This is a genomic window from Candidatus Uabimicrobium helgolandensis (genome assembly GCF_041508025.1).
GTDB classification, from domain to species: domain Bacteria; phylum Planctomycetota; class Uabimicrobiia; order Uabimicrobiales; family Uabimicrobiaceae; genus Uabimicrobium; species Uabimicrobium helgolandensis.
Genome location: NZ_CP165719.1, coordinates 8,145,827 through 8,165,634 on the forward strand (window position 1 = coordinate 8,145,827; position 19,808 = coordinate 8,165,634).

17 protein-coding genes are annotated in these 19,808 nt (G+C 35.2%); 16 read left to right on the forward strand and 1 reads right to left on the reverse strand.

Annotation, left to right across the window (positions count from 1 at the left end):
• Positions 1-127 precede the first annotated feature (127 nt).
• From UABHE_RS30000 to UABHE_RS30070, 15 genes are all read left to right on the forward strand, one after another.
• Entirely contained in the window at positions 128-1,021 is an 894-nt protein-coding gene (locus tag UABHE_RS30000) for a hypothetical protein (RefSeq protein WP_372367070.1), read from the forward strand.
• Positions 1,018-1,794: a polysaccharide deacetylase family protein gene (locus UABHE_RS30005; RefSeq protein ID WP_372367072.1), complete on the forward strand. Its 777-nt coding sequence runs from the start codon at positions 1,018-1,020 to the stop codon at positions 1,792-1,794. The genes UABHE_RS30000 and UABHE_RS30005 overlap by 4 nt, the downstream gene beginning before the upstream one ends.
• Positions 1,772-3,472: a C45 family autoproteolytic acyltransferase/hydolase gene (locus tag UABHE_RS30010; RefSeq protein ID WP_372367073.1), complete on the forward strand. Its 1,701-nt coding sequence runs from the start codon at positions 1,772-1,774 to the stop codon at positions 3,470-3,472. Before UABHE_RS30005 ends, UABHE_RS30010 begins: the two co-directional genes overlap by 23 nt.
• The gene (locus UABHE_RS30015) at positions 3,465-3,752 is read left to right on the forward strand and encodes an acyl carrier protein (RefSeq protein WP_372367074.1); all 288 of its coding nucleotides are present in this window, start codon (positions 3,465-3,467) and stop codon (positions 3,750-3,752) included. The genes UABHE_RS30010 and UABHE_RS30015 overlap by 8 nt, the downstream gene beginning before the upstream one ends.
• The gene (locus tag UABHE_RS30020; protein ID WP_372367076.1) at positions 3,752-4,960 is read left to right on the forward strand and encodes a beta-ketoacyl synthase; all 1,209 of its coding nucleotides are present in this window, start codon (positions 3,752-3,754) and stop codon (positions 4,958-4,960) included. Before UABHE_RS30015 ends, UABHE_RS30020 begins: the two co-directional genes overlap by 1 nt.
• Positions 4,960-6,507 carry a histidine ammonia-lyase gene (hutH, locus tag UABHE_RS30025; RefSeq protein ID WP_372367077.1) on the forward strand — a complete coding sequence of 516 codons (1,548 nt, stop codon included), beginning with the start codon at positions 4,960-4,962 and terminating at the stop codon, positions 6,505-6,507. Before UABHE_RS30020 ends, hutH begins: the two co-directional genes overlap by 1 nt.
• Entirely contained in the window at positions 6,500-8,632 is a 2,133-nt protein-coding gene (locus UABHE_RS30030; RefSeq protein ID WP_372367078.1) for an AMP-binding protein, read from the forward strand. The genes hutH and UABHE_RS30030 overlap by 8 nt, the downstream gene beginning before the upstream one ends.
• Before the next feature lies 1 nt (position 8,633).
• On the forward strand, positions 8,634-9,317 hold the full coding sequence (locus tag UABHE_RS30035; protein ID WP_372367079.1) for an outer membrane lipoprotein carrier protein LolA: 684 nt from the start codon (positions 8,634-8,636) through the stop codon (positions 9,315-9,317).
• Positions 9,318-9,354: 37 nt separating this feature from the next.
• A complete protein-coding gene (locus UABHE_RS30040) occupies positions 9,355-9,723 on the forward strand; it encodes a DUF2062 domain-containing protein (protein WP_372367080.1) in 369 nt (122 codons plus the stop codon).
• Entirely contained in the window at positions 9,714-10,124 is a 411-nt protein-coding gene (locus UABHE_RS30045; protein WP_372367081.1) for a hypothetical protein, read from the forward strand. Before UABHE_RS30040 ends, UABHE_RS30045 begins: the two co-directional genes overlap by 10 nt.
• Positions 10,117-10,485: a hypothetical protein gene (locus tag UABHE_RS30050; RefSeq protein WP_372367082.1), complete on the forward strand. Its 369-nt coding sequence runs from the start codon at positions 10,117-10,119 to the stop codon at positions 10,483-10,485. Before UABHE_RS30045 ends, UABHE_RS30050 begins: the two co-directional genes overlap by 8 nt.
• An 88-nt stretch (positions 10,486-10,573) precedes the next feature.
• Positions 10,574-12,163, forward strand: a complete 1,590-nt coding sequence (locus UABHE_RS30055; protein WP_372367083.1) for a fused MFS/spermidine synthase — start codon at positions 10,574-10,576, stop codon at positions 12,161-12,163.
• Between the two features lie 11 nt (positions 12,164-12,174).
• Positions 12,175-13,500 (forward strand): putative aminohydrolase SsnA, encoded by a 1,326-nt coding sequence (gene ssnA / locus UABHE_RS30060; protein ID WP_372367084.1) that lies wholly within the window; start codon positions 12,175-12,177, stop codon positions 13,498-13,500.
• 603 nt (positions 13,501-14,103) lie between these two features.
• Entirely contained in the window at positions 14,104-14,325 is a 222-nt protein-coding gene (locus UABHE_RS30065; protein WP_372367085.1) for a sigma factor-like helix-turn-helix DNA-binding protein, read from the forward strand.
• Positions 14,326-14,337: 12 nt separating this feature from the next.
• A complete protein-coding gene (locus tag UABHE_RS30070; RefSeq protein WP_372367086.1) occupies positions 14,338-14,814 on the forward strand; it encodes a hypothetical protein in 477 nt (158 codons plus the stop codon).
• Between the two features lie 245 nt (positions 14,815-15,059).
• Here the strand turns inward: UABHE_RS30070 and UABHE_RS30075 are convergent, their stop codons facing one another.
• Entirely contained in the window at positions 15,060-15,284 is a 225-nt protein-coding gene (locus tag UABHE_RS30075; protein ID WP_372367087.1) for a hypothetical protein, read from the reverse strand.
• A gap of 632 nt (positions 15,285-15,916) precedes the next feature.
• Between UABHE_RS30075 and UABHE_RS30080 the strand changes: the two genes are divergently transcribed.
• A complete protein-coding gene (locus tag UABHE_RS30080) occupies positions 15,917-19,630 on the forward strand; it encodes a protein kinase (RefSeq protein WP_372367088.1) in 3,714 nt (1,237 codons plus the stop codon).
• The last annotated feature ends 178 nt before the right edge of the window (positions 19,631-19,808 follow it).

Consider the following 19,808-nt stretch of genomic DNA (forward strand, 5'->3'; position numbering starts at 1 on the left):
TTTTATTTCTTTATTACAGTGAATTCCTGATCAAGGTCAGAAATAATAGAGAAAAACAATTACGGAATATCAATTATATTATAAACATTATACAAAATATTTTCCATCTGTATGCAAGGACGGAAAAATGCAGGAAAAAAAATGGGATGGCAAGTCTTACGGTACTCCCTTAGGGTATAAAATGTTCATTTTTTGTATACGCTTTTTGGGACTACGTTTTACATATGCAATATTATTTTTAGCCAGTATTTATTATATTTTTAAACGCAAAAGTCGCGAATCGACAACGCAATTCAAAAAAATATATAAAAATTGGTCCCATAAGACAAAAAAAATAGGATTCTTCTTTCTCTTCAAACGCGTTTTTACATTTGGTCAAGTTTTGATTGACCGCGTAGCAGTATTTTTTGGAATTAAGTTCCATTTGGAAGAAGACGGAGTCAATAATCTTGAAAGCATATTACAATCAGGTGGTATTATACTTGGTTCTCATTTTGGTAATTGGGAAGCAGGATTATCCATTCTTAAACAAAAAAAAGACCTAAAAACTTATGTTGCAATGTCAGTAGTAGAGGGTGACTTTTTACAAAAGATACTACAAAAAAAAGCGCGTAATTTCGTATCAGTTATTCCTCTAGATCGCGATCACGACAGTTTATTTAAAATCAAAAACTGTCTTCAAGAAAATAAAGTAGTCGCTATGCATGGAGACCGCTACTTTGGAAAAATGCGCACAATAGAGTCTTCATTCATGGGAGAACAAGCACATTTTCCGACAGGCCCCTATATTATAGGTGCAACACTACAAAAGAAAATATGCTTTGTGAGTGTTGTTAAAATCAAATGGAACACTTACAAAGTAGTATGCAGTGAACCTTTGTTATGCACATGGGATAGGCAGTACAAGAAAAACGATCAAATAAAAGCTTGGTTACAAAAATACATTAGCTTTATCGAAGAAAACTTAAGAGATTATCCTGAGCAATGGTTTAATTTTTATGATTTTTGGGCAAAAAAATGAAAAGGTTTATTTTTTTTTCGCTCACCGTTATACTAATTGCATTCGCAGTGAACAATAAAATTTGCTACTTCTCATTATTTTCTTTATGGTTCATAATCTTAAATGTAGGCGTTTTTCGCCTGCGTTCGCGAATATTTATAGATGGTGTACCGCGCAAACGCTTGTCAAATAAGGTAGTATTGACCATCGATGACGGTCCACATCCCAATCTAACAAAGGATCTACTTGACTTACTTGATAAATACAATCTAGTAGCTACTTTTTTTGTTATTGGTCGCGATGCACAACAATTTCCACACTTAATAGAAGAAATTTGTCAAAGAGGTCACACTATCGCGAATCATAGTTATCGCCATGTTCCATGGTTAAATTTTATGCTATGTGGTGGTTGGGAGAATGAACTAGAAAAAGCACAAAAAGCTTGCGAGCCTTATTCTATGAATAAGTGGTTCCGCCCGCCGTACGCATTAATGTCACCACATTTAGCAAAAGCTTTGTATAAAAATAACTACCAACTTATTCTATTTGATATACGCGCACTTGACTTCGGAAACCGTCGTGTAAAAAATCTAGCGCAACGATTACTAAAAAATATTGACAGAGGCGGTGTTATTCTGTTTCATGGGAAAATGCCAGAAAACTATAGCGTAGAGTTAAAGAATGAATTACTTGAGGAACTTGATACTTTTTTTCATGCTCTTCACAACAAAAACAACGTTATATCTTTAGGCAGTTACTTGGAGTTAACTAATGCCCAACAAAAAAACAAGTAAATGGCGCAAAATACTACGCCGTACTTTTTATATTTTCGCCTTTATATGTGTTGCATTTTGTATATTTTTTGCATTTGTTGAAGAGCTTTATGAATACACACCACCACATATTGAAAACCTCGCGACAAAATTAAACGAGTACAAACAAGTTATACAAAAAAACAATTATACCCAAATAGGAAATTCTTGGAGTAAAAAAGAACAGGAATTACTATTATTACACGCGCACGGAGATCCTTTCGCGATTGGTTATACATCGGGAAAGCTCGTTGGACAAATAGCCCCTAAATTAGAAGACGCTTTACTACAAAGGGTAGAAGAAATAGTGGGGAGCACTTCTTTAATATGGATGTTCCGTAAAGTAGGGTATGTTATATATTCCGATTTACAAAACTATTTCTCTAACGACATTTTACAAGAAGTATACGGCTACTCTCTCGCAGTTCCCGACAAGCACCCAGAACTAGGTTCTTCTTACTTTCGAGCACTTAATTATCAAGCGGCCCACGACACAGGACATCGTGTTTTAGAAAATGTATTATCTTTACAAGGATGTACATCTTTTGCTGCATGGGGAGAAAGTACACTTAATGGCCATTTAATTATTGGTCGAAATTTTGATTTTGAAATTGGCGATGTTTTTGATCGCTTTAAAATCGTTCAAGTAGTTGTTCCACAAAAAGGCATACCTTTTTTATCAGTGAGTTGGCCAGGAATGAGTGGTGTTGTTTCAGGAGTCAACAAAGAAATGTTAGCTGTAACAATCAATGCTGGAAAATCGGATCATGCTAAATGGAAAGCAACACCTGTAACAATTGTTGTGCGTAAAATATTACAAGAAGCAAAAAATATTCAAGAAGCAATAGCTATCTTAAAAAATAGTCAGACATATGTTTCAGAGTCTTTTTTAATTGCAGACGGTAAAAATAATGAAGTTGCCATTGTTGAAAAAAGTCCGGAAATAACAAGAATTCGCCACGCAAAACACTTTTCTCAAGCACTTGTTTGTTCTAATCATTTTTTAAACGATGACTTCCAAACACATAAAAATCATAATATTTTCGTAAAAGAAGGTAGTTCACCCAAACGCCTTGAACGTATGAGAGAACTTATCTCAAAACACCAAGGTCAGATTACTCCACAAATTACCGCTACTATACTAAGAGACACAAAACTAAAAAACGAAAAAGAAATCGGACTCAGTCACCTTCACTCTATTAATCCTAGTATATGTTCACATTCTGTCATATTAGATCTTACTGATGGCATCATTTGGGTAAACAGCGGGCCAAATCAATCAGGCCGCTATCTACCAATATCTATAAAAAGTATTTTTGAGCAACAACCACATGAAAGCTTTATTATAAATGAGAAAATCATCGAAGCTGATCCTCTCGTTTCACCTAAAAAAGTAGCACAACTCATTTCTTGGCGACAAAATATAAAACTATGGGTGCAAAAAAAGGCACCTTTAGATAAAATAGTCACAGAAATGCGCAAACTCAATCCACAGCATTTTCTCACTATAGTAGCTGAAGGAGACCTATATTTTCAAAATGGACAACTACTACAAGCAAAACAAAAATGGCAATCAGCACTTAAAAGCCATCCATATGGAGAATGGGTCACTGATATACAAAATCGCATAGAAAAAATCGGAGACAAAAAACATGAATAAGGAAATGTCACACGAAGAAATCCTTGAAAAAGTATATGGTATTCTTAATGAAGAATTCGAAATAGAACGCGATGATCTAAAACCAGAAGCTCGCTTATTCGAAGAACTCGAACTAGACAGCCTTGATGCTGTAGATTTGATCGTTGCCCTAGAAAAACTTTTCGGATTTCGCGCCCAAGAAGAAAAAGCAAAACAACTAAGAACTGTAGATGACATTGTTCATTTCATAATTGAAAATCAAAAAGAAGTTAAAGAACAGCAGGGAGCAACACAAAGCTAATGAACAGAGTTGTAATTACCGGAGTAGGCATTACTTCGAATCTTGGACATTCCTTTGCAGAAGTTGCAAAGTCATTGCAGCTTGGAAAAGGCATTATAAAGATAGACGAAGAACGGCAGAAAAATGGCTTTCGCTCCTCTCTTACATCAAAACTACCTCCTTTTCCTGATACTTACGGATTACAAAAAGATATGATGAGTGAAGCAGCCTACTATGCTGCAATTACTTGGAGGAAAGTGCTTGAAGAATGCGGCTGGAACGAAAATGAATTTGCAAAAAACAATGTCGGGGTTGTCGTCGGCAACGATAGTGCATCCGATCCTGTAGAAGAAATTTTTTCCACAGTCAGCGAGCACAAAGATACACGAAAACTAGGAAAAAACATCGCTTATAAAGCAATGAATTCGGCATGCTCGAATGTTTTAACTTCAATGGTTGGTTCTAGTGGATTAAGCCTCACAATAAGCGCAGCGTGTGCTTCTGGTGCCCATGCTGTTGGCTATGGACATTCTCTTATTCAAACAGGTATGCAAGATGCTGTTATTGCTGGTGGTTTCCAAGAAATGAATTGGTTATCTATGTCAAGCTTCGACGCACTTGGAGCTTTTTCTGACTACAAAGATCCCATGCAAGCTTCACGTCCATTTGATGGCAAGCGAACAGGTTTAGTTCCTGGAGGTGGTGGTGCGATTATCGTCCTCGAAAGTTTAGAAAGAGCAAAAGCAAACAATCATAAAATATTTGGAGAGGTAATTGCTTTCAGTTTTTCTTCCGACGGAAGTCACCTAACAGTCCCTTCAGGAGAAGGGGCACAGCGCTGTATATCAGACGCAATCGATACTGCCGGAATTTCACTTTCGGACATTGACTATATAAATGCTCATGCAACATCAACGCCAGTCGGCGACCTTGTCGAAGCTTCTGTTATCAATAAAGTATTTGGAGAAAATGGCCCAATAGTTTCATCTACAAAGTCTATGACAGGACACGAATGTTGGATGTCAGGAGCTTCAGAGATTATTTATTCACTCGCCATGATGCACTACAACTTTATAGCACCTAATATTAATTTTGAACAACAAGAAGAAGACGCCCCCAAAATTAATATCACCAATAAAACAATTCACGGACAACCAAACATCATTTTGTCAAATTCTTTCGGATTTGGTGGTACAAACGCATGTATTATTTTGAAGCGATTTGAATAATGGTTCTAGTAAGAGACAATACAGTAACTATAGACGATCTAATGAGTATAGTACAAGGCAAAGATGAAATTGCGCTCGATAGTAGCCAAGAATACATCCAGCAAATAAATAACAATTCTCATTTTCTGCAACAACAAATAAAAAATAACGTTCCGATTTACGGCACAACAACTGGTTTCGGCGCTTCTTGCCGCGAATTTGTCGGAGAAAGTTTTGCCAAAACATTACAAAAACATTTAATTCGCTATCATCAGTGTGGTACAGGCGATCCTTTTTCAGCAGATCAAGCAATAGCAATTATGATCGCGCGCCTTGTAAGCATGGCAAAAGGTTACTCTGGCGTGCGCTATCAGCTTCTTCAAAATTTGCAAATGCTGATTAGCAAACGTATTATTCCCTATATCCCACAGCAAGGTTCTGTAGGAGCATCAGGAGATCTAACACCGCTTGCTTACATTGCTGCTGTTATCGAAGGAAGTGGCCGTGTTATCCACAATGATAAAATAGTACCAGCAAAAGAAATATTGCAACAATACGGAGTTTCACCAATAGAACTGTTTCCAAAAGAAGGGCTTGCCATTATAAATGGAACTTCTGTGATGACCGGCGTTTTAGCAATATCACTTCATAAAATACGTACACTTTGTTCTGTAGCAGAAAAACTCACAGCTATATGTATACAAGTACTAGGTGGAAAACGCGAAGCTTTTGATGAGCGTATTCATCGTTTGAAACCTTTCAGTGGACAAATGAAGTCAGCGCGCAATATTGATTCTTATTTGGAAGGATGTACTTCTCTTACAGATTACCGCCAACAAGCTGCACAACAACTCAAAGAAAATCGCAAGCAAGTACTACCATTTGCCATTCAAAACGTCTACTCTTTACGTTGTTCTCCACATGTAATAGGTGTTGTTCGCGACAGTTTGTCTATAGCTGAGAACTGGACCCAAACAGAGCTCAATTCAGTAACGGACAACCCACTTATTTTCGACAATGACAACACTATCTTACTAGGCGGTAATTTTTATGGCGGGTACATAGCCCAAGCCGCCGACAGCATGAAAATTGCTATTTCTCATCTCGCGGATTTAGCAGATAAACAACTAGCGCTTCTCGTAGACGAAAAGCTATCGCAAAGTTTACCTGCTAACTTAGTTATAAATGACCTGGGAATCAACCATGGTTTTAAAGGAATGCAAATAACTGTATCAGCATTAACAGCTGAAATTTTGCGTAACACTACAGCAGCAAGTATTTTTTCGCGTACAACGGAAAACAATAACCAAGACAAGGTAAGTATGGGGACAATCGCTGCACGCGATTTAGAGCATATTGTAATTTTAGTATCAAAAGTACTAGCTATTCATAGTTTAGCAGCCGCACAAGCCATAGATATTAGAGGAAAAAGCGTAATATCTCCTAGTTGTTTAAAGTTTTACCACAATATTCGCAACATCAGTCCTAAACTCGAAGAAGACCGACCGATGGACTTAGAAATAAATAAAGTTGCTCATTTTCTTTTAACAGGATACAGCGATGATTAAAAATTTCTGCCAAAATATACATGATTTTGCTCTACAAAAACCTAACGAGATAGCTTTTATAGCTAACTGTTGCGAAGTAACTTGGAAAACTTTATCACTAAACATTTATCGTAGCACTTCACTTTTAAAACAACATCCTGTTCTTATTGATAGTGCGACAAATCAAGTACTACTTTTAATCAAAGACAGTACTACAATGTTAAATATGTTTTTTGCTTTGATTCAACTTGGCAAAATTCCTATTCTCGTCAATTTTCACGATGCATTCCACCTACAAGAAGTATTAACAACCAAAAGACACCACTGGATTTTATACGATGATAAGGCCTTTGAAGATCATCTAGTTAACGCTGACACCGCAACTTACATAAGCGAATTACCAGAAACTTATGAAAAAGAAATACATACTACCCAGCAACAAGATATTATGTTCTCTCTGTATACGTCAGGAACTTCGGGGCAACCCAAATATATAGAAAAAACCTATAATAATACTTTGTGCGAATTAGATTTTTTGCAAACACTTCTAAAAATTTCATCCAATGATACAATAATAACAATTGTTCCCTTTATTCACATATACGGATTACTTTTTGGCGTTCTCTTACCATGCTATGTAGGAGCGACAATGGTACAGTGTAGCAAAATACTACCAACCAACATTTTACAAACTATAGAAAAGTACCAAGGGAACTTTCTAGTAGCCTCACCTGTTCACTATCAGTCTTTAGTCAAAATAGAAGATAGTAGTAATCTAAGCCTTCTAAGACTTAGTATTTCATCTGGGGCTCCGCTACGAAATACTATTGCTTTGCAATTTTTCAAAAATACAGGTGTTGAAATCTTAGAACTTTATGGCTCCACTGAAACAGGAGGTATTGCTCATCGTTCCTGGAAAGAAAAGCAACAAAATCTACAATTTTTTCCTTACATTACAAGAAACAACGAATCAAACACTGGTGAACTATTGATAAAATCACCTGCCATTTCGCCAAACCTACACGACGAATGGTACAAAACAGGTGACTATATATCAGTAAACAACGATGGTAGTTTTTGTATAAAAGGTAGACAACAACATCTAATTAAATTTGCCGGTAAAAGAATATTCGCGACACAACTAGAAGAAGAATTAAAAAATTTGCCTGAAGTTATTGATACAGCAGTTATACGTATTTCAGACCAAGGATCTAAAGGAGAGAGAGCTGTTGCCTTCATAGAAGCAAAAGAAAACATAAAAATAGAAGATATAAAAAAATCATTTAGTCAAACCTCCTCAAATGCCAGTGTTTTTTCCAAATTCTTTTTGCAAAAATCCATCATACGCAATCATAATAATAAAGTAGACTATCCAATACTCAGTATAATGGCTCAATCTAGGATTCAGGCGCGCTCTTCAAAAATAGGGGTAATCATTCCTACTTTTAATCATGGTCACCTTTTAAAAAACGTCATTGAAGGATGTAAAAATTACATAGAAGACATTATTGTTGTAGTTGATGGTTCAACTGATAATACACTAGACATACTGCAAAATTGCGATGTTAATAAGATTATTTTTACAAAGAATCGCGGAAAAGGACTCGCTTTAAAAGCAGGTTTTAAAAAAGCACAAGAACTCGGTTGGAAAAATGCCATAACAATTGATAGCGACGGGCAACATTTTCCATCACACATATGGGACTTTGTGCAGAAGATTGCAACACAACCAAACGCTATTATTGTTGGTAACCGTAACATGGAGGCAGCCCATATTCCTGGTTCGAGTAAATTTGGTAAAAAATTTACTAATTTTTGGTTAAAAGTAGAAACGGGTTTGGATGTTAGTGATGGGCAAAGTGGTTTTCGAGCTTATCCAGTTAGCGCAATTAATCGCGTCAACACTTATTTTTCACGATACGAGTTTGAGGTAGAAATACTCGCACGTGCTGCATGGCACAATATTCCAATAACTTCAATTCCAATACGTGTAGAATATAATCCTCCTGGAGGAAGAGTATCACATTTCCGTCCATTTATGGACAACATGCGTACATCAGTACTCAACACAATACTAGTGACTGTACGTGCATTAAATTTATGCTACCTTATTCGCTTTAAACAAATTCATGATGAGGAGAATTAATATGCGTATAATAATATGTTTACTATTGTTTTCGTGGTCATTTGCCAATGAGTATATACAATTGTCCAAAACACAACAACAGCAGTATTTACAAAAACTCCAAGAAAATGTTCGCGAAATAGAAACCTTAGCATGCCAATTTAAACAAGAAAAACGCTTAGATCTATTCGACGATGTCTTTCGTTTAAAAGGATGGGCCTATATACGCAAAAATCCACGGAGTATTCGTTGGGAATATTCCAAACCATTAAAAAAAGCGGTACTAATTCAAAATGATGAAATGCATGTATTTAAATGGCGTAAAGGAAAACGAAAACGAATCATAAATCCAAATGAAAAATATGTAAAACTTGCTTACGAATATATTTTAGCTTTTTTCGAAGGAGACTTCAGTGAAGCGCGCAAAAAATTCGATCTATCTATTCGCGGCAATTATAGAGGTAAACACTTACTTGTCTTTGCAAGCAGTGGTGAATTGAAAAAATACATTCAAAGTATTCAAATAATTGTAGCATCCGATCAAAAATCAATTGAAAAAGTTTTGATATACGAGTCCGAAAAGAACTATACTAGTATAGTATTTCAAAAAATTCACCACAATGTCCAATTTCAACCAAATATTTTTAGTCAGGTTTTTATCCAAAATTTTGCCGATGGTATCAAACAAACTAATACAAAAAATTAAATTCCTTTTCACCGAAAATTTTGAAAACAATTTCATTATGGCAGCTTCCACAGGCTTAGGATTTTTCATGGGAATTATTCCACTTTGGGGATTCCAAATGATCATAGCTGTAGGAGCTGCACACGTTTTCAAATTAAACAAACCCGTAGTCCTTCTATTTTCCAACATATCGATTCCTCCTATGATTCCCTTCATCCTTTTTTTTTCCATCCAAACAGGGTCTATTATTTTAGATCAAAAGTGGTTAGCTATTACTCTTCATGATATTAACTGGGCATTTTGCGTAACGATTATGGAACACTATATTATTGGAAGTGTTGTATTTGCGACGCTAAGTGGTATACTTTCTTTTATTATCACCTGGGCATTACTAAGCCTTTTTAGAGGTAAAAACACATGTCGATAGAAAAATATTTGCCACACCGCGACCCTATAAGGTTAATAGACAAAATAATCTCTCACGACGAGGCAAGTATTATTTGTCAAGTTGATTGGCCTAAAAAAAAATTTTTCCACAACAATTCTCATACAGCAATGATAGAAATGATTGCCCAAGCTTCAGCGGTCATGATGGCATACAAAAAAACAGGACAAGACGGTCTTGGAATGCTAACTGCGATAAAAAACTTTAATTTTATTGCTACGCCAAACCCATCAGACAACCTCACTGTAGAAATTACAGTTGAAGGAGGACTTGGACAACACAAAATAGTAAACGGTACCGTTTACCAACAACAAAAATCTCTAGTAAAAGGGCGCGTTTTTTTATACTTGGAAACCAAACACAGTGAGAAACAAAATGAATAATTGCTCAATGCACCAGGATATCCTTGCAATGTTGCAGGAAGATAATACAATTAAAATTCCGCAAAGTTTGTATGCTTTTCGCGGTCACTTTGTTGGAAACCCGATTGTTCCAGGAATTTATTCATTAGAATTGGCGGTTCACTTAGTAAGTCGTATACTAAAACACGAAGTAACTTTGCATAAAGTTATTCGTTGTAAATTTATGAAACCACTAACTCCAGGAATGGAGCTAGCCAGTAAAATACAACTTTTATCTACGGAAAATAACGAACAAAAAGCAAAAGTTCAGTTTTTGATAGATGATACTGTAACCGTAGATATACACTTTATTGTAATTGGAACAACCAAAAAATTGTGTTAAGGGATACGGTAAAAGGAAAACGTCTGAGTAGCCGTGCGGACTAGATCCGCGGGTCGAAAGTTAGATACTTGTATAAAAGGATAGTACATTGGGAAAAAAGCCAAAAAACAAAAAAAAACAGAAAGCCGATAATGCAGTTGCACAACCACAGCAATCTTCGAATAGTCTACCAACTCTTTTTTTGAGTGCTATTTCTCTCATTTGTGGCTGCTTAGTGATGGTAATCGAACTCACCTCCTCACGCGTTTTAGCACCATATTATGGAAATACAATTTATTGTTGGACAGGGGTAATAGGAACTGTACTATTCGCAATGTCTCTAGGTTATTTGATAGGTGGTTTTTTAGCAGAAAAGCAACCACGCGAAAAACTTCTCTATGTACTGCTAATAGTTTCAGGTTTAACCGCAAGTACAATTCCTTTCACTGCACGTTGGTTAGCCGGTTTTCTAACGAATTATAATTCCTACACAACTGGTCCAATCATCGGTTCACTCCTTATCTTTTGCCTACCTGCATTTTGCCTCTCAACAATTCCCCCTCTTTGTGTAAAAATAATCTCAGAAAATGTAAAAATGGTAGGAGTTGCTTCGGGAATTGTTTCGTCTACTTCTGCCATTGGGAGTATTTTGGGAACTTTTCTTACCGGTTTTTATCTAATTCCAAACTTTGCACTTTCCCAAATTTATTTTTTCACGGCTGTAATTCCTTTTATTTTGTGTCTTGTCGCTTACTCCTTAGCAAAAGTATCACTTAATCAAAAGGCAATAAAAGTAGCAGTGCTTTTAGTGGTATCATTTACTTTATGGGAAGTGCAAGCAGATGTAGACGTTTTTCCTGTAACTGATAACAAAAAAGAAGTATACAAAAACCTCAATCAATACCATCTTGTACGTGTATATGATCAGAAAAACGCTTTTTTATTGAAACTAGACTCTACACAAGAAGGTGCTCTTACTAAAAAAAACGGCGAACTAATTTTTCGCTACACAAAATATTGGGAACTCATTAAGTGCTTTCGCAAAAAATCGCAGTTACAGTCTGCTTGTTTTATTGGTGGTGGTGCTTTTGCAATGCCAACTATTTTCCACAAAAACTTTCCAGACTGTCGCATTGATGCCGTAGAAATAGATCCAGAACTAAAAGAAATAGGTAAACGCTTTTTTCAGCTAAAAGAAAGCGACAATCTACAAGTACATATTGATGATGGACGGCGCTGGTTCCGTGGCAAACAAGAGGCTTATAATTTTATTTTTTTAGACGCTTTTCATGGTGTACGAAGTATCCCCCACCATCTAGTTACTTCAGAGTATTTTCAAGAGCTAAATACTGCTCTAACAGAAAATGGTGTTATTGCAATTAATGTAATAGCTGCACGCGAAGGAAAGCAATCGCAATTATATAAATCTTTACTAAAAACAATAAAACAGCATTTCGAGAGTATTGTTGTTTTTGCAGTAAACACCGACATAAAAAAAGCACGAACTAATTTGATATTGTTTGCTTTCAAAAAAGCTCCTAATATGATACAGGCCAGACGTCGAGCAGATAAGCTCTATTTAGGTTCGATGTTCTATCAAAAAGTTGCTGTAGTAGATGATGCATTTATAGCAAGATTTGCCGATCATCCAATACTAACAGATGAATACGCACCAGTTGAATATATGGTTGCTGAATAGGAGAATTTTTTATGAATGAATATTTAATCACAAACGGAACAATAGTTACTTTAGGCGAGAGTAATGATGTAATTTCGCAAGGTGTTGTTTACATCAAAGATGGAAAAATCGCTGATTTTGGCGACAAGAGCCTAGTAGAGAAGTACAACTGTCCTGTTGGAATTGATGCAAAAAACAAAGTGATTATGCCTGGCTTTATATGCGCACATCATCACTTATATAGTACTATGGCTCGCGGATTTGCTCCTCCTGGCGAACCCGCATATACATTTCAAGAAGTTCTAGAACGCCTATGGTGGAAGTTAGATGCTGCTTTGGGCGTGGAAGATGTATATTACAGTGCTTTAGTTCCAATGATTGAATGCATTCGCAACGGAACCACAACAATCATTGACCACCACGCAAGTCCTAAGTGCGCCGATGGTAGTCTTGATCAAATAGCCAACGCTGTCTTAGAAAGCGGGATTCGCGCATGTCTATGTTATGAAGTTTCAGATCGCAATAAATTGGGGGAAGGTCTTGCTGAAAATGCAAGATTTTTAGAAAGAGTTCAAAGCGAAAATTCTCCTTTTCTTACTGCAATGTTAGGAATGCACGCTTCTTTTACAATTGGTAACGATACCCTTCACAAATGCAAAGAAATAGCAGAAAAATACAACGTAGGCTACCATATCCATGTATGTGAAGGACCTGAAGATGGTGTTGACTCGCAAAAAAAATATGGAATGACTCCTATCGAACGACTCATAAGAGAAGGAATTTGCGGAGAAAAGTCTATTTTTGCTCACTGCATACATATCGATGATCAACAAATTGAACTTTTACGAGATTCAAAAACAATTGTGCTCCACAATCCAGAATCAAACATGAACAACGCTGTAGGTGTAACTCCTATTTTAAAAATGATGTCCCAAGGAATTGTTGTTGGAATGGGAACAGATGGTATGTCTTCAGATATGTTATCACAAATGCGCTGCGCGTATCTTCTACATCGCCTCGCAAACAAAGACCCACGTGTAGCATTTACTGAAGCTCCACAAATGCTGTTGAATAATAACCCTCTTATCGCAGAACGTTTTTTTTCTCAAAGATTGGGTGTTATAGAAAAAAATGCCCCTGCTGACTTAGCAATACTTGACTACATACCTCCAACAAATATGTGCAAAAACAATTTTCTTGGACATTTTATTTTTGGTATGGTAGACGCTGTTGTAGATACAACTATTGCCTCAGGAAAGATTCTTATGAAGAATAAGAAAATATTACATCTTGATGAAGAAAAAATTGCTGCTAGAAGCAGAGAATTAGCTGCAAAGCTTCACCAGAGAATTATTTAAAAGTATTATATTGATTTTGGGATTTCGATTTTTTAGCTAAGTGTTTTGAACGTGCAGGTTGCAACTCTGTAAGCGAAAAACAACACGCTAAAAATCGAAAGAATAAAACTAAGATATTCGAAAGTTTTTGTAATATTGTACTAGTGTATTTTTTCTTCATAACCCATTTCAGTAAAAAATACAATTAAAAATATGAAAAGATAACGACAAGATAGTAGAATGAAGACAACAAGACAACCTAATACGGTAAAACTATCTTGGTAAAGTGATGTGGCAAACAATATAAATGAGCAGAAAGTACAAAATATAAATTTGTAAATACATGCTTTTAGAGGTTCCATTCTTTCTCCTGGTTTGTTTTAACAAAAGGTAGCGCTGTTTTGGACATCCTGGTTTTGTTTCTTTTTACAAAGTTACTATTTTTTATAAGTAGAAACGACCAAAATTCTTTGGCCTTTAAAATAAGGCAACAGCGAGCAGGGCAGACTTCAAAGCCTTGAAAAATGGTCATCTAAGATTTGGGTGCCTGGAAACATTTTTTTTCTTATTATATTATTAGTAAAGTAATAGGAATACTAAATTCCTAAAGTTGAGGGGACGTAGATGGATGAAAGGTTAATTGAGTATATGAGAAGTTTGCCTGAGCGTGCTGTACACGCATACATGTTACAAAGAATGCTAAAGTGGCCATTGCGCAAAATCGCCAAAGAAATGAAAATAACCTCTCAAACAGTTGGTCGTTACACATATGATATAAGAGAAGCTCTATATCGCTATGCAGTAGACAATGGAATAGAACCTTCGCAGATATATAGAGATGACTAAAGGAGCAAAATCATGTCAGAAAAAAATGAAGTACTACAAAACATTGACGAAGTAAATAACCGCAAACTAATATCAAAAGCTCTTAACGGTGAGCTTAACTTCTTCGAAAAATTAAAATTTAGAAAATTACTAAAAACAGAAAAATGGCAAGAATACTACCAAAAGATTCGAGAAATGGAAAATCGCGTAGATCAACTACTTTTCACCGACATCACAAATGGAAGAATAAATAACCAAACACTTTCGAAATTGGGTTTTCCTGTAGAGTATAAAGAACTAGTAGAAAAACACTACAATGGTGAATCACAAAAAATAAGCATTGATAATATTGTTGATTTTATTTTTGGTAAGCCATTTATACTTGCCTGTGCTGCTTTAGCAATTGTAACAGGAGCAACAATGTATTGGGAATCCATGCATTGGGGAAATCATGCACTTATATTAACCGGAGTAGTAGCAACAGCATATGCGCTAGTATCAGAAGCTTAAATTTACTGCTTGCAAGCATTTATAATCATAGATAAGTATAATAAACACGTTACTCTTTGCGTGTTAAGTATTTTATTGACTCAACGAAAAACTACAGTAGTAAACACTCCTTGTTTTCCTCTTTTTATGTCTTACAAACATACGGTTTTAATTCTAGTTTCATACGACTTTCCTTCATTTCAAATTACAAACCTACAAATTTTTATCTACAACAAAAACTAACTCTGTTAAAAATATATGTTTCTTTACAAACCACTTCTCGTTAACAACCAACTGGCTTTATAAAGATGTTTATCATAGTAAAGAGGCTTTTTATTATTTGACTTAGAAGGAATAACAGGAAGAATATCTCTCTCATTTAACTTTTTTAAAACACGTTCTTCAGCATCATATGCTTTATCAGCAAGCAAAGCTTGTGTTTCACTAAGTAATGGTAACAAAGCATCGTTTCTCTGTGCATAACGTCTCATCTTTTCCCTCACGTAATAAAACTCAAAAGATTATTTTTCAAAAAAAATAAACACCTAAAGTCTTAATTATCAAAACCTTAGATTAACCAAACAAAAAATCCGTAAGTTTTCCGTATTTTATTATTGACTTACATATCTATCATTGTTATATTATTATTAACAATATGATTATGACAGTAAAACAATTGTTCAAAAAAACAGAATTTGGTAATCAATACCCTAAAATTGAACATATGTTTTCAGCTTTCAAAACCTAAAATTATATACGGGATATGGTAGGATCGTTAGAACCCCTACAACATATCAACCTAAGCAAAAAAAGGTGAACCAGAAAACCACAAACTTTCTAGTTCACCTTTTTTTATTGCTTTAGCAAAGCAATGTAAACTTAAAATCAAATGTTTCCTTCGATCACCAAACAATTAGATTTATCTTTTCCGCCTAATGACTATCCTCACTCGAAAATCACCAACATTTTAAGTAAATCACGCCAGGAACAGTCTCTACAAATAATCTATTTCAAGTTTTCTAACTCACCTTTTTTTATTGCTTCAGTAAAAACGTACCTTAAAATAGAGTATTCTCGCACACTTTGAAAACAGTTTTCTGATATTTATTTTAGGTGTCGTAAAATGGAAAATAAAGATATATTATTTGCTAAAAAAGCGCTAGAACTACGTATTATAGACGAACAACATATCAAAAATTGCCGCGTTGTTCAGCAACAGTCTATTCAGCAAGGAAAAAATATTTCTTTAAGCCAAGTTGCAATGCGCTTAGGATTTATTACTCAAAAGAACATAGATACAGTAGAAAAATTAATTTCTCAGCAACAAAGTATTGCAAATATCAGTAATGTGCAAACAAACTTTAAAAATAACAGTGTTCCTGACAACTCCGCTCTATTTACAAGCAGCATGGTAGGAATTCATGAGCGAAGTACAATAAACACCAGTGAAAAATTTAATCACTATATCATCGAGGAAAAACTTGGCGAAGGAGGTATGGGAGCGGTTTACAAAGTGCGCGATGATCAACTTCGACGGAGTGTAGCATTAAAAGTAATTATTGGTTCAGGCGCATTAGGCGAAAAACAAATACAACGATTTTTAAACGAAGCGCGCGCTACGGCATCACTAAAACACCCTAATATTGTAGAGGTTTATGAAATAGGAACAAAGCCGCAAAATTATTTTACTATGGAATTAATTAAGGGGCGCTCTCTTTTATCATTGATACGAAGTAAAAATCTGTCTTCTCAAAAAGCCGCTATTATCATGATAAAATGCTCCGAGGCATTACATTACGCTCACCGAAAGGGGATTATTCATCGCGATATAAAACCAGCAAATATTATGATGGAAAATAACCAAGAGCCAAAAATTATGGATTTTGGTTTAGCAAAAGATGTAGAAAATGACGAACAGCTATCTCAAGCCGGAGATGTACTTGGCACACTAGTTTATATGTCTCCAGAACAAGCAAGTGGTGAAGAGATAGATGCGCGCAGTGATATTTATTCTCTTGGCGCTTCTTTATATGAAATACTCTCCAAAAGGCCACCTTTCCAAAGTGAAAGCTCAATGAATCTTTTGTACCAAGTATTTACAGAGGATCCTATAGAACTGCGACTTCTAAATCCAGATATTCCTCGCGATTTAGAAGCAATATGTTTAAAATGTTTACATAAAAAACCTGAAAAACGTTATCAAACTGCCAAAGAATTAGCAAAAGATTTGAATAATTTTATTTATAATCGTCCTGTTCATGCGCAACCAATCACAACGTGGATTCGCATTCAAAAAAGTATACGCCGCCATAAAAAATCATTTATCTTCCTTATGTCTTTAATTATAGTTTTAGCTATTGGAATATATTCCTACATAGTTGTTACTCGTCAAGCAAAACAAGAAGCTGTAGACGCAAAGAAAATTGCTCTGCGTGAAAAAGACAAAGCTCAACGTGAAAAAGAAAAAGCTCAACGTGAAGAAGAAAAAGCTCAAAAACAAAAACAAAAAGCTCTAGAAGAAAAACAAAAAGCAAAAGAAGCAGAACAAAAAGCAAAAGAAGCAGAACAAAAAGCGAAAACAGCTCATGAACAAGCAAAAGAAGCTTTATACAAAACAAATATCACTCTTGCTGATGTATACAACAGTAAAAATCAAACAGCTGATGTAAACAGTGTTCTAAGACAAGCTAAAGAAAATAAGCCCGATGCTGAAAATTTTTGGGAGTACCGTTGGCAAAAAAACCGCGGTCATTTTGAAGTGGATCACTATCTATCCAAATTAAATAACAACAAACAAATCAAAAACATTGCTATTAGTCGCAACAACTATATCGTGATTACCTATAACACTGCTGTTGCCCTACACGATCTCAACAAAGAAACATCAAAAACAATAATCCTGTGGTCTGGAACAGATTTTAATTGTAGCACTATAAGTAGTAATGGTGTATGGATAGCCGCAAGTGACACAAGAGGAAACGTTTATATTGCAAACACAAAAACTCTTAAAAAAAGTAAGATATTTGTAGCAGAAAAAGCAGCTCCCAATCACAAAACATCAGATCCTTATGGTGAACAACAAGTGGAAGATCTTTCTTTCAATAAAGATGGAACAAAACTACTTGTCGCAAGACAAACAATCAATCATTCTACTTCGGTAAAACCGCCTTTTTTACAATCACTCATTCTTATTGATGTTATTGGTAAGGAAATAGTAAAAAGATTCTCCATTCCCAAAGCTTATCAAGTAATCGATAATCGAGGTAGAATACCAAAAATTGTTAGTGCCGATTTTACAAGTTGTTATTTAGGAAAAAACGGAAAAAAGATTATAGGTGCAGCGCAAGACAACTATATTTATACTTTTCATCTTAATAAAATGCGTTTTTTTGGTCCACATCCAACTCGTATCCAACAATGTACGTATCACCCCAACAATTCACAGGTTATTGTAAGTGCAAGTGGGTACAACTTGTATTTTTGGGATCAAAATATTTGGAACCCTGATCTAAGAAAAAAAGTGATCGGTCAAAAATATATAACCAAATTACGATTTAGTAGTCGCATTAGTAGTTTCTCGTTTAATATTGATGGTAAAAAATTGGCTATCAGTACCGATAGTGGAGAAATTTATGTTTACTCTATCGCTATTACTAAAAACAAAGGCAAGGCTGTCGTAAAGCTAAAGCGACAAAAAATACTTTCAGGACACGAGACAGCGAGCTCTTGTGCATTTTCTTCAAAAGGAAATATTTTTTCTGGAGGAAATGGAGTTAAATTTTGGCCAAAAAAAATCTATCCCAAAAAGATAGTAGAAGGTTTATCACATCCTTCTAGGATCGCTGTATTTCACCCTAAAGAAAATATTATAGTACTTGGTCAACCAGCTAGTATTGTTGTTATGGATAGCTTATCAGGTAAAAAAATCACTCGCAATGGTCTATCGAGATTGACTGGACATTTTTCGGGAATTACTCATGCTCAATTTAGTAAACGAGGTGATTTATATACGTCTGGATATGATGGTTCAATTATTTTATGGAGCTTAGAAAAATTCCAACGTACAAAAACACACCATTTAAATAATGTACAAATAAGAAAATTTGTGCTCGTTAATAATGAAAAACGTATTATTGTGGTAGGAGACAAGGCTCGTATTTATAGTTTAGACCTTTTAGAAGATGGCACGATCTCTAACAAAAAAATATATAAAATAAACGAACTAAAGAACCAAAACCCTAGCTTAGCAAAATTTCAAATAAATCTAGAAAATTTTAACGATATCTCCTCAAATGGAAAAGGTCTAGCGGCTTTCACTGGTGCAGGAAAGTGGCTATATATAATTGATACAAATACAATGAAGTTAAAAAAGATATTTCATCTTCAAAATGTCCAAGCAGATCGCAGATGCTTATTACACTATGATGCACAAACAGACCAAAATTACGTTTTTTTAACTCGTGATAAGAAAATTATCAAATATAATATCGGCGGTGATACTTTACAAACCATCACTACCTTTGTAGGACATACAAATCAACCCTTGTATATAAACAAAGACACAAACAATACGCGAATGATCAGTTGTGGAAAAGGCGGATCAATCCACTTTTGGCCACTATCAACAAAAGCTACTCAACTAAACAAAAATAAAGACGGGGAAATCAATCCATATTTCACTTTAAAAGCCAAAGGAGTACTTACTTTTTGCGCTTTTGATGTGGAGGGTAATAAAATCGCTACAACTGGCGGCGATGATGACGAAATATTGGGTGGAAATAACTCTTTTTTCCGTATTTGGAATGCCTCAACTTCTTTGGAACAAAAAATCAAATAATATCGAAGAAAGCCAATTAAGAGAGGAACGAGGTCAAAATCGGTAAAGAACTTAAAATATCAACCCCCTCTCCTAGCAAAAAATAGCCATTTTTCTAGCTTCTTTTTTTCTAGCTTTAGTAAAGCTTGCACTAAAATAAAGTATTCTAATAACTTTCAAACAACTTGCTCATTACCTA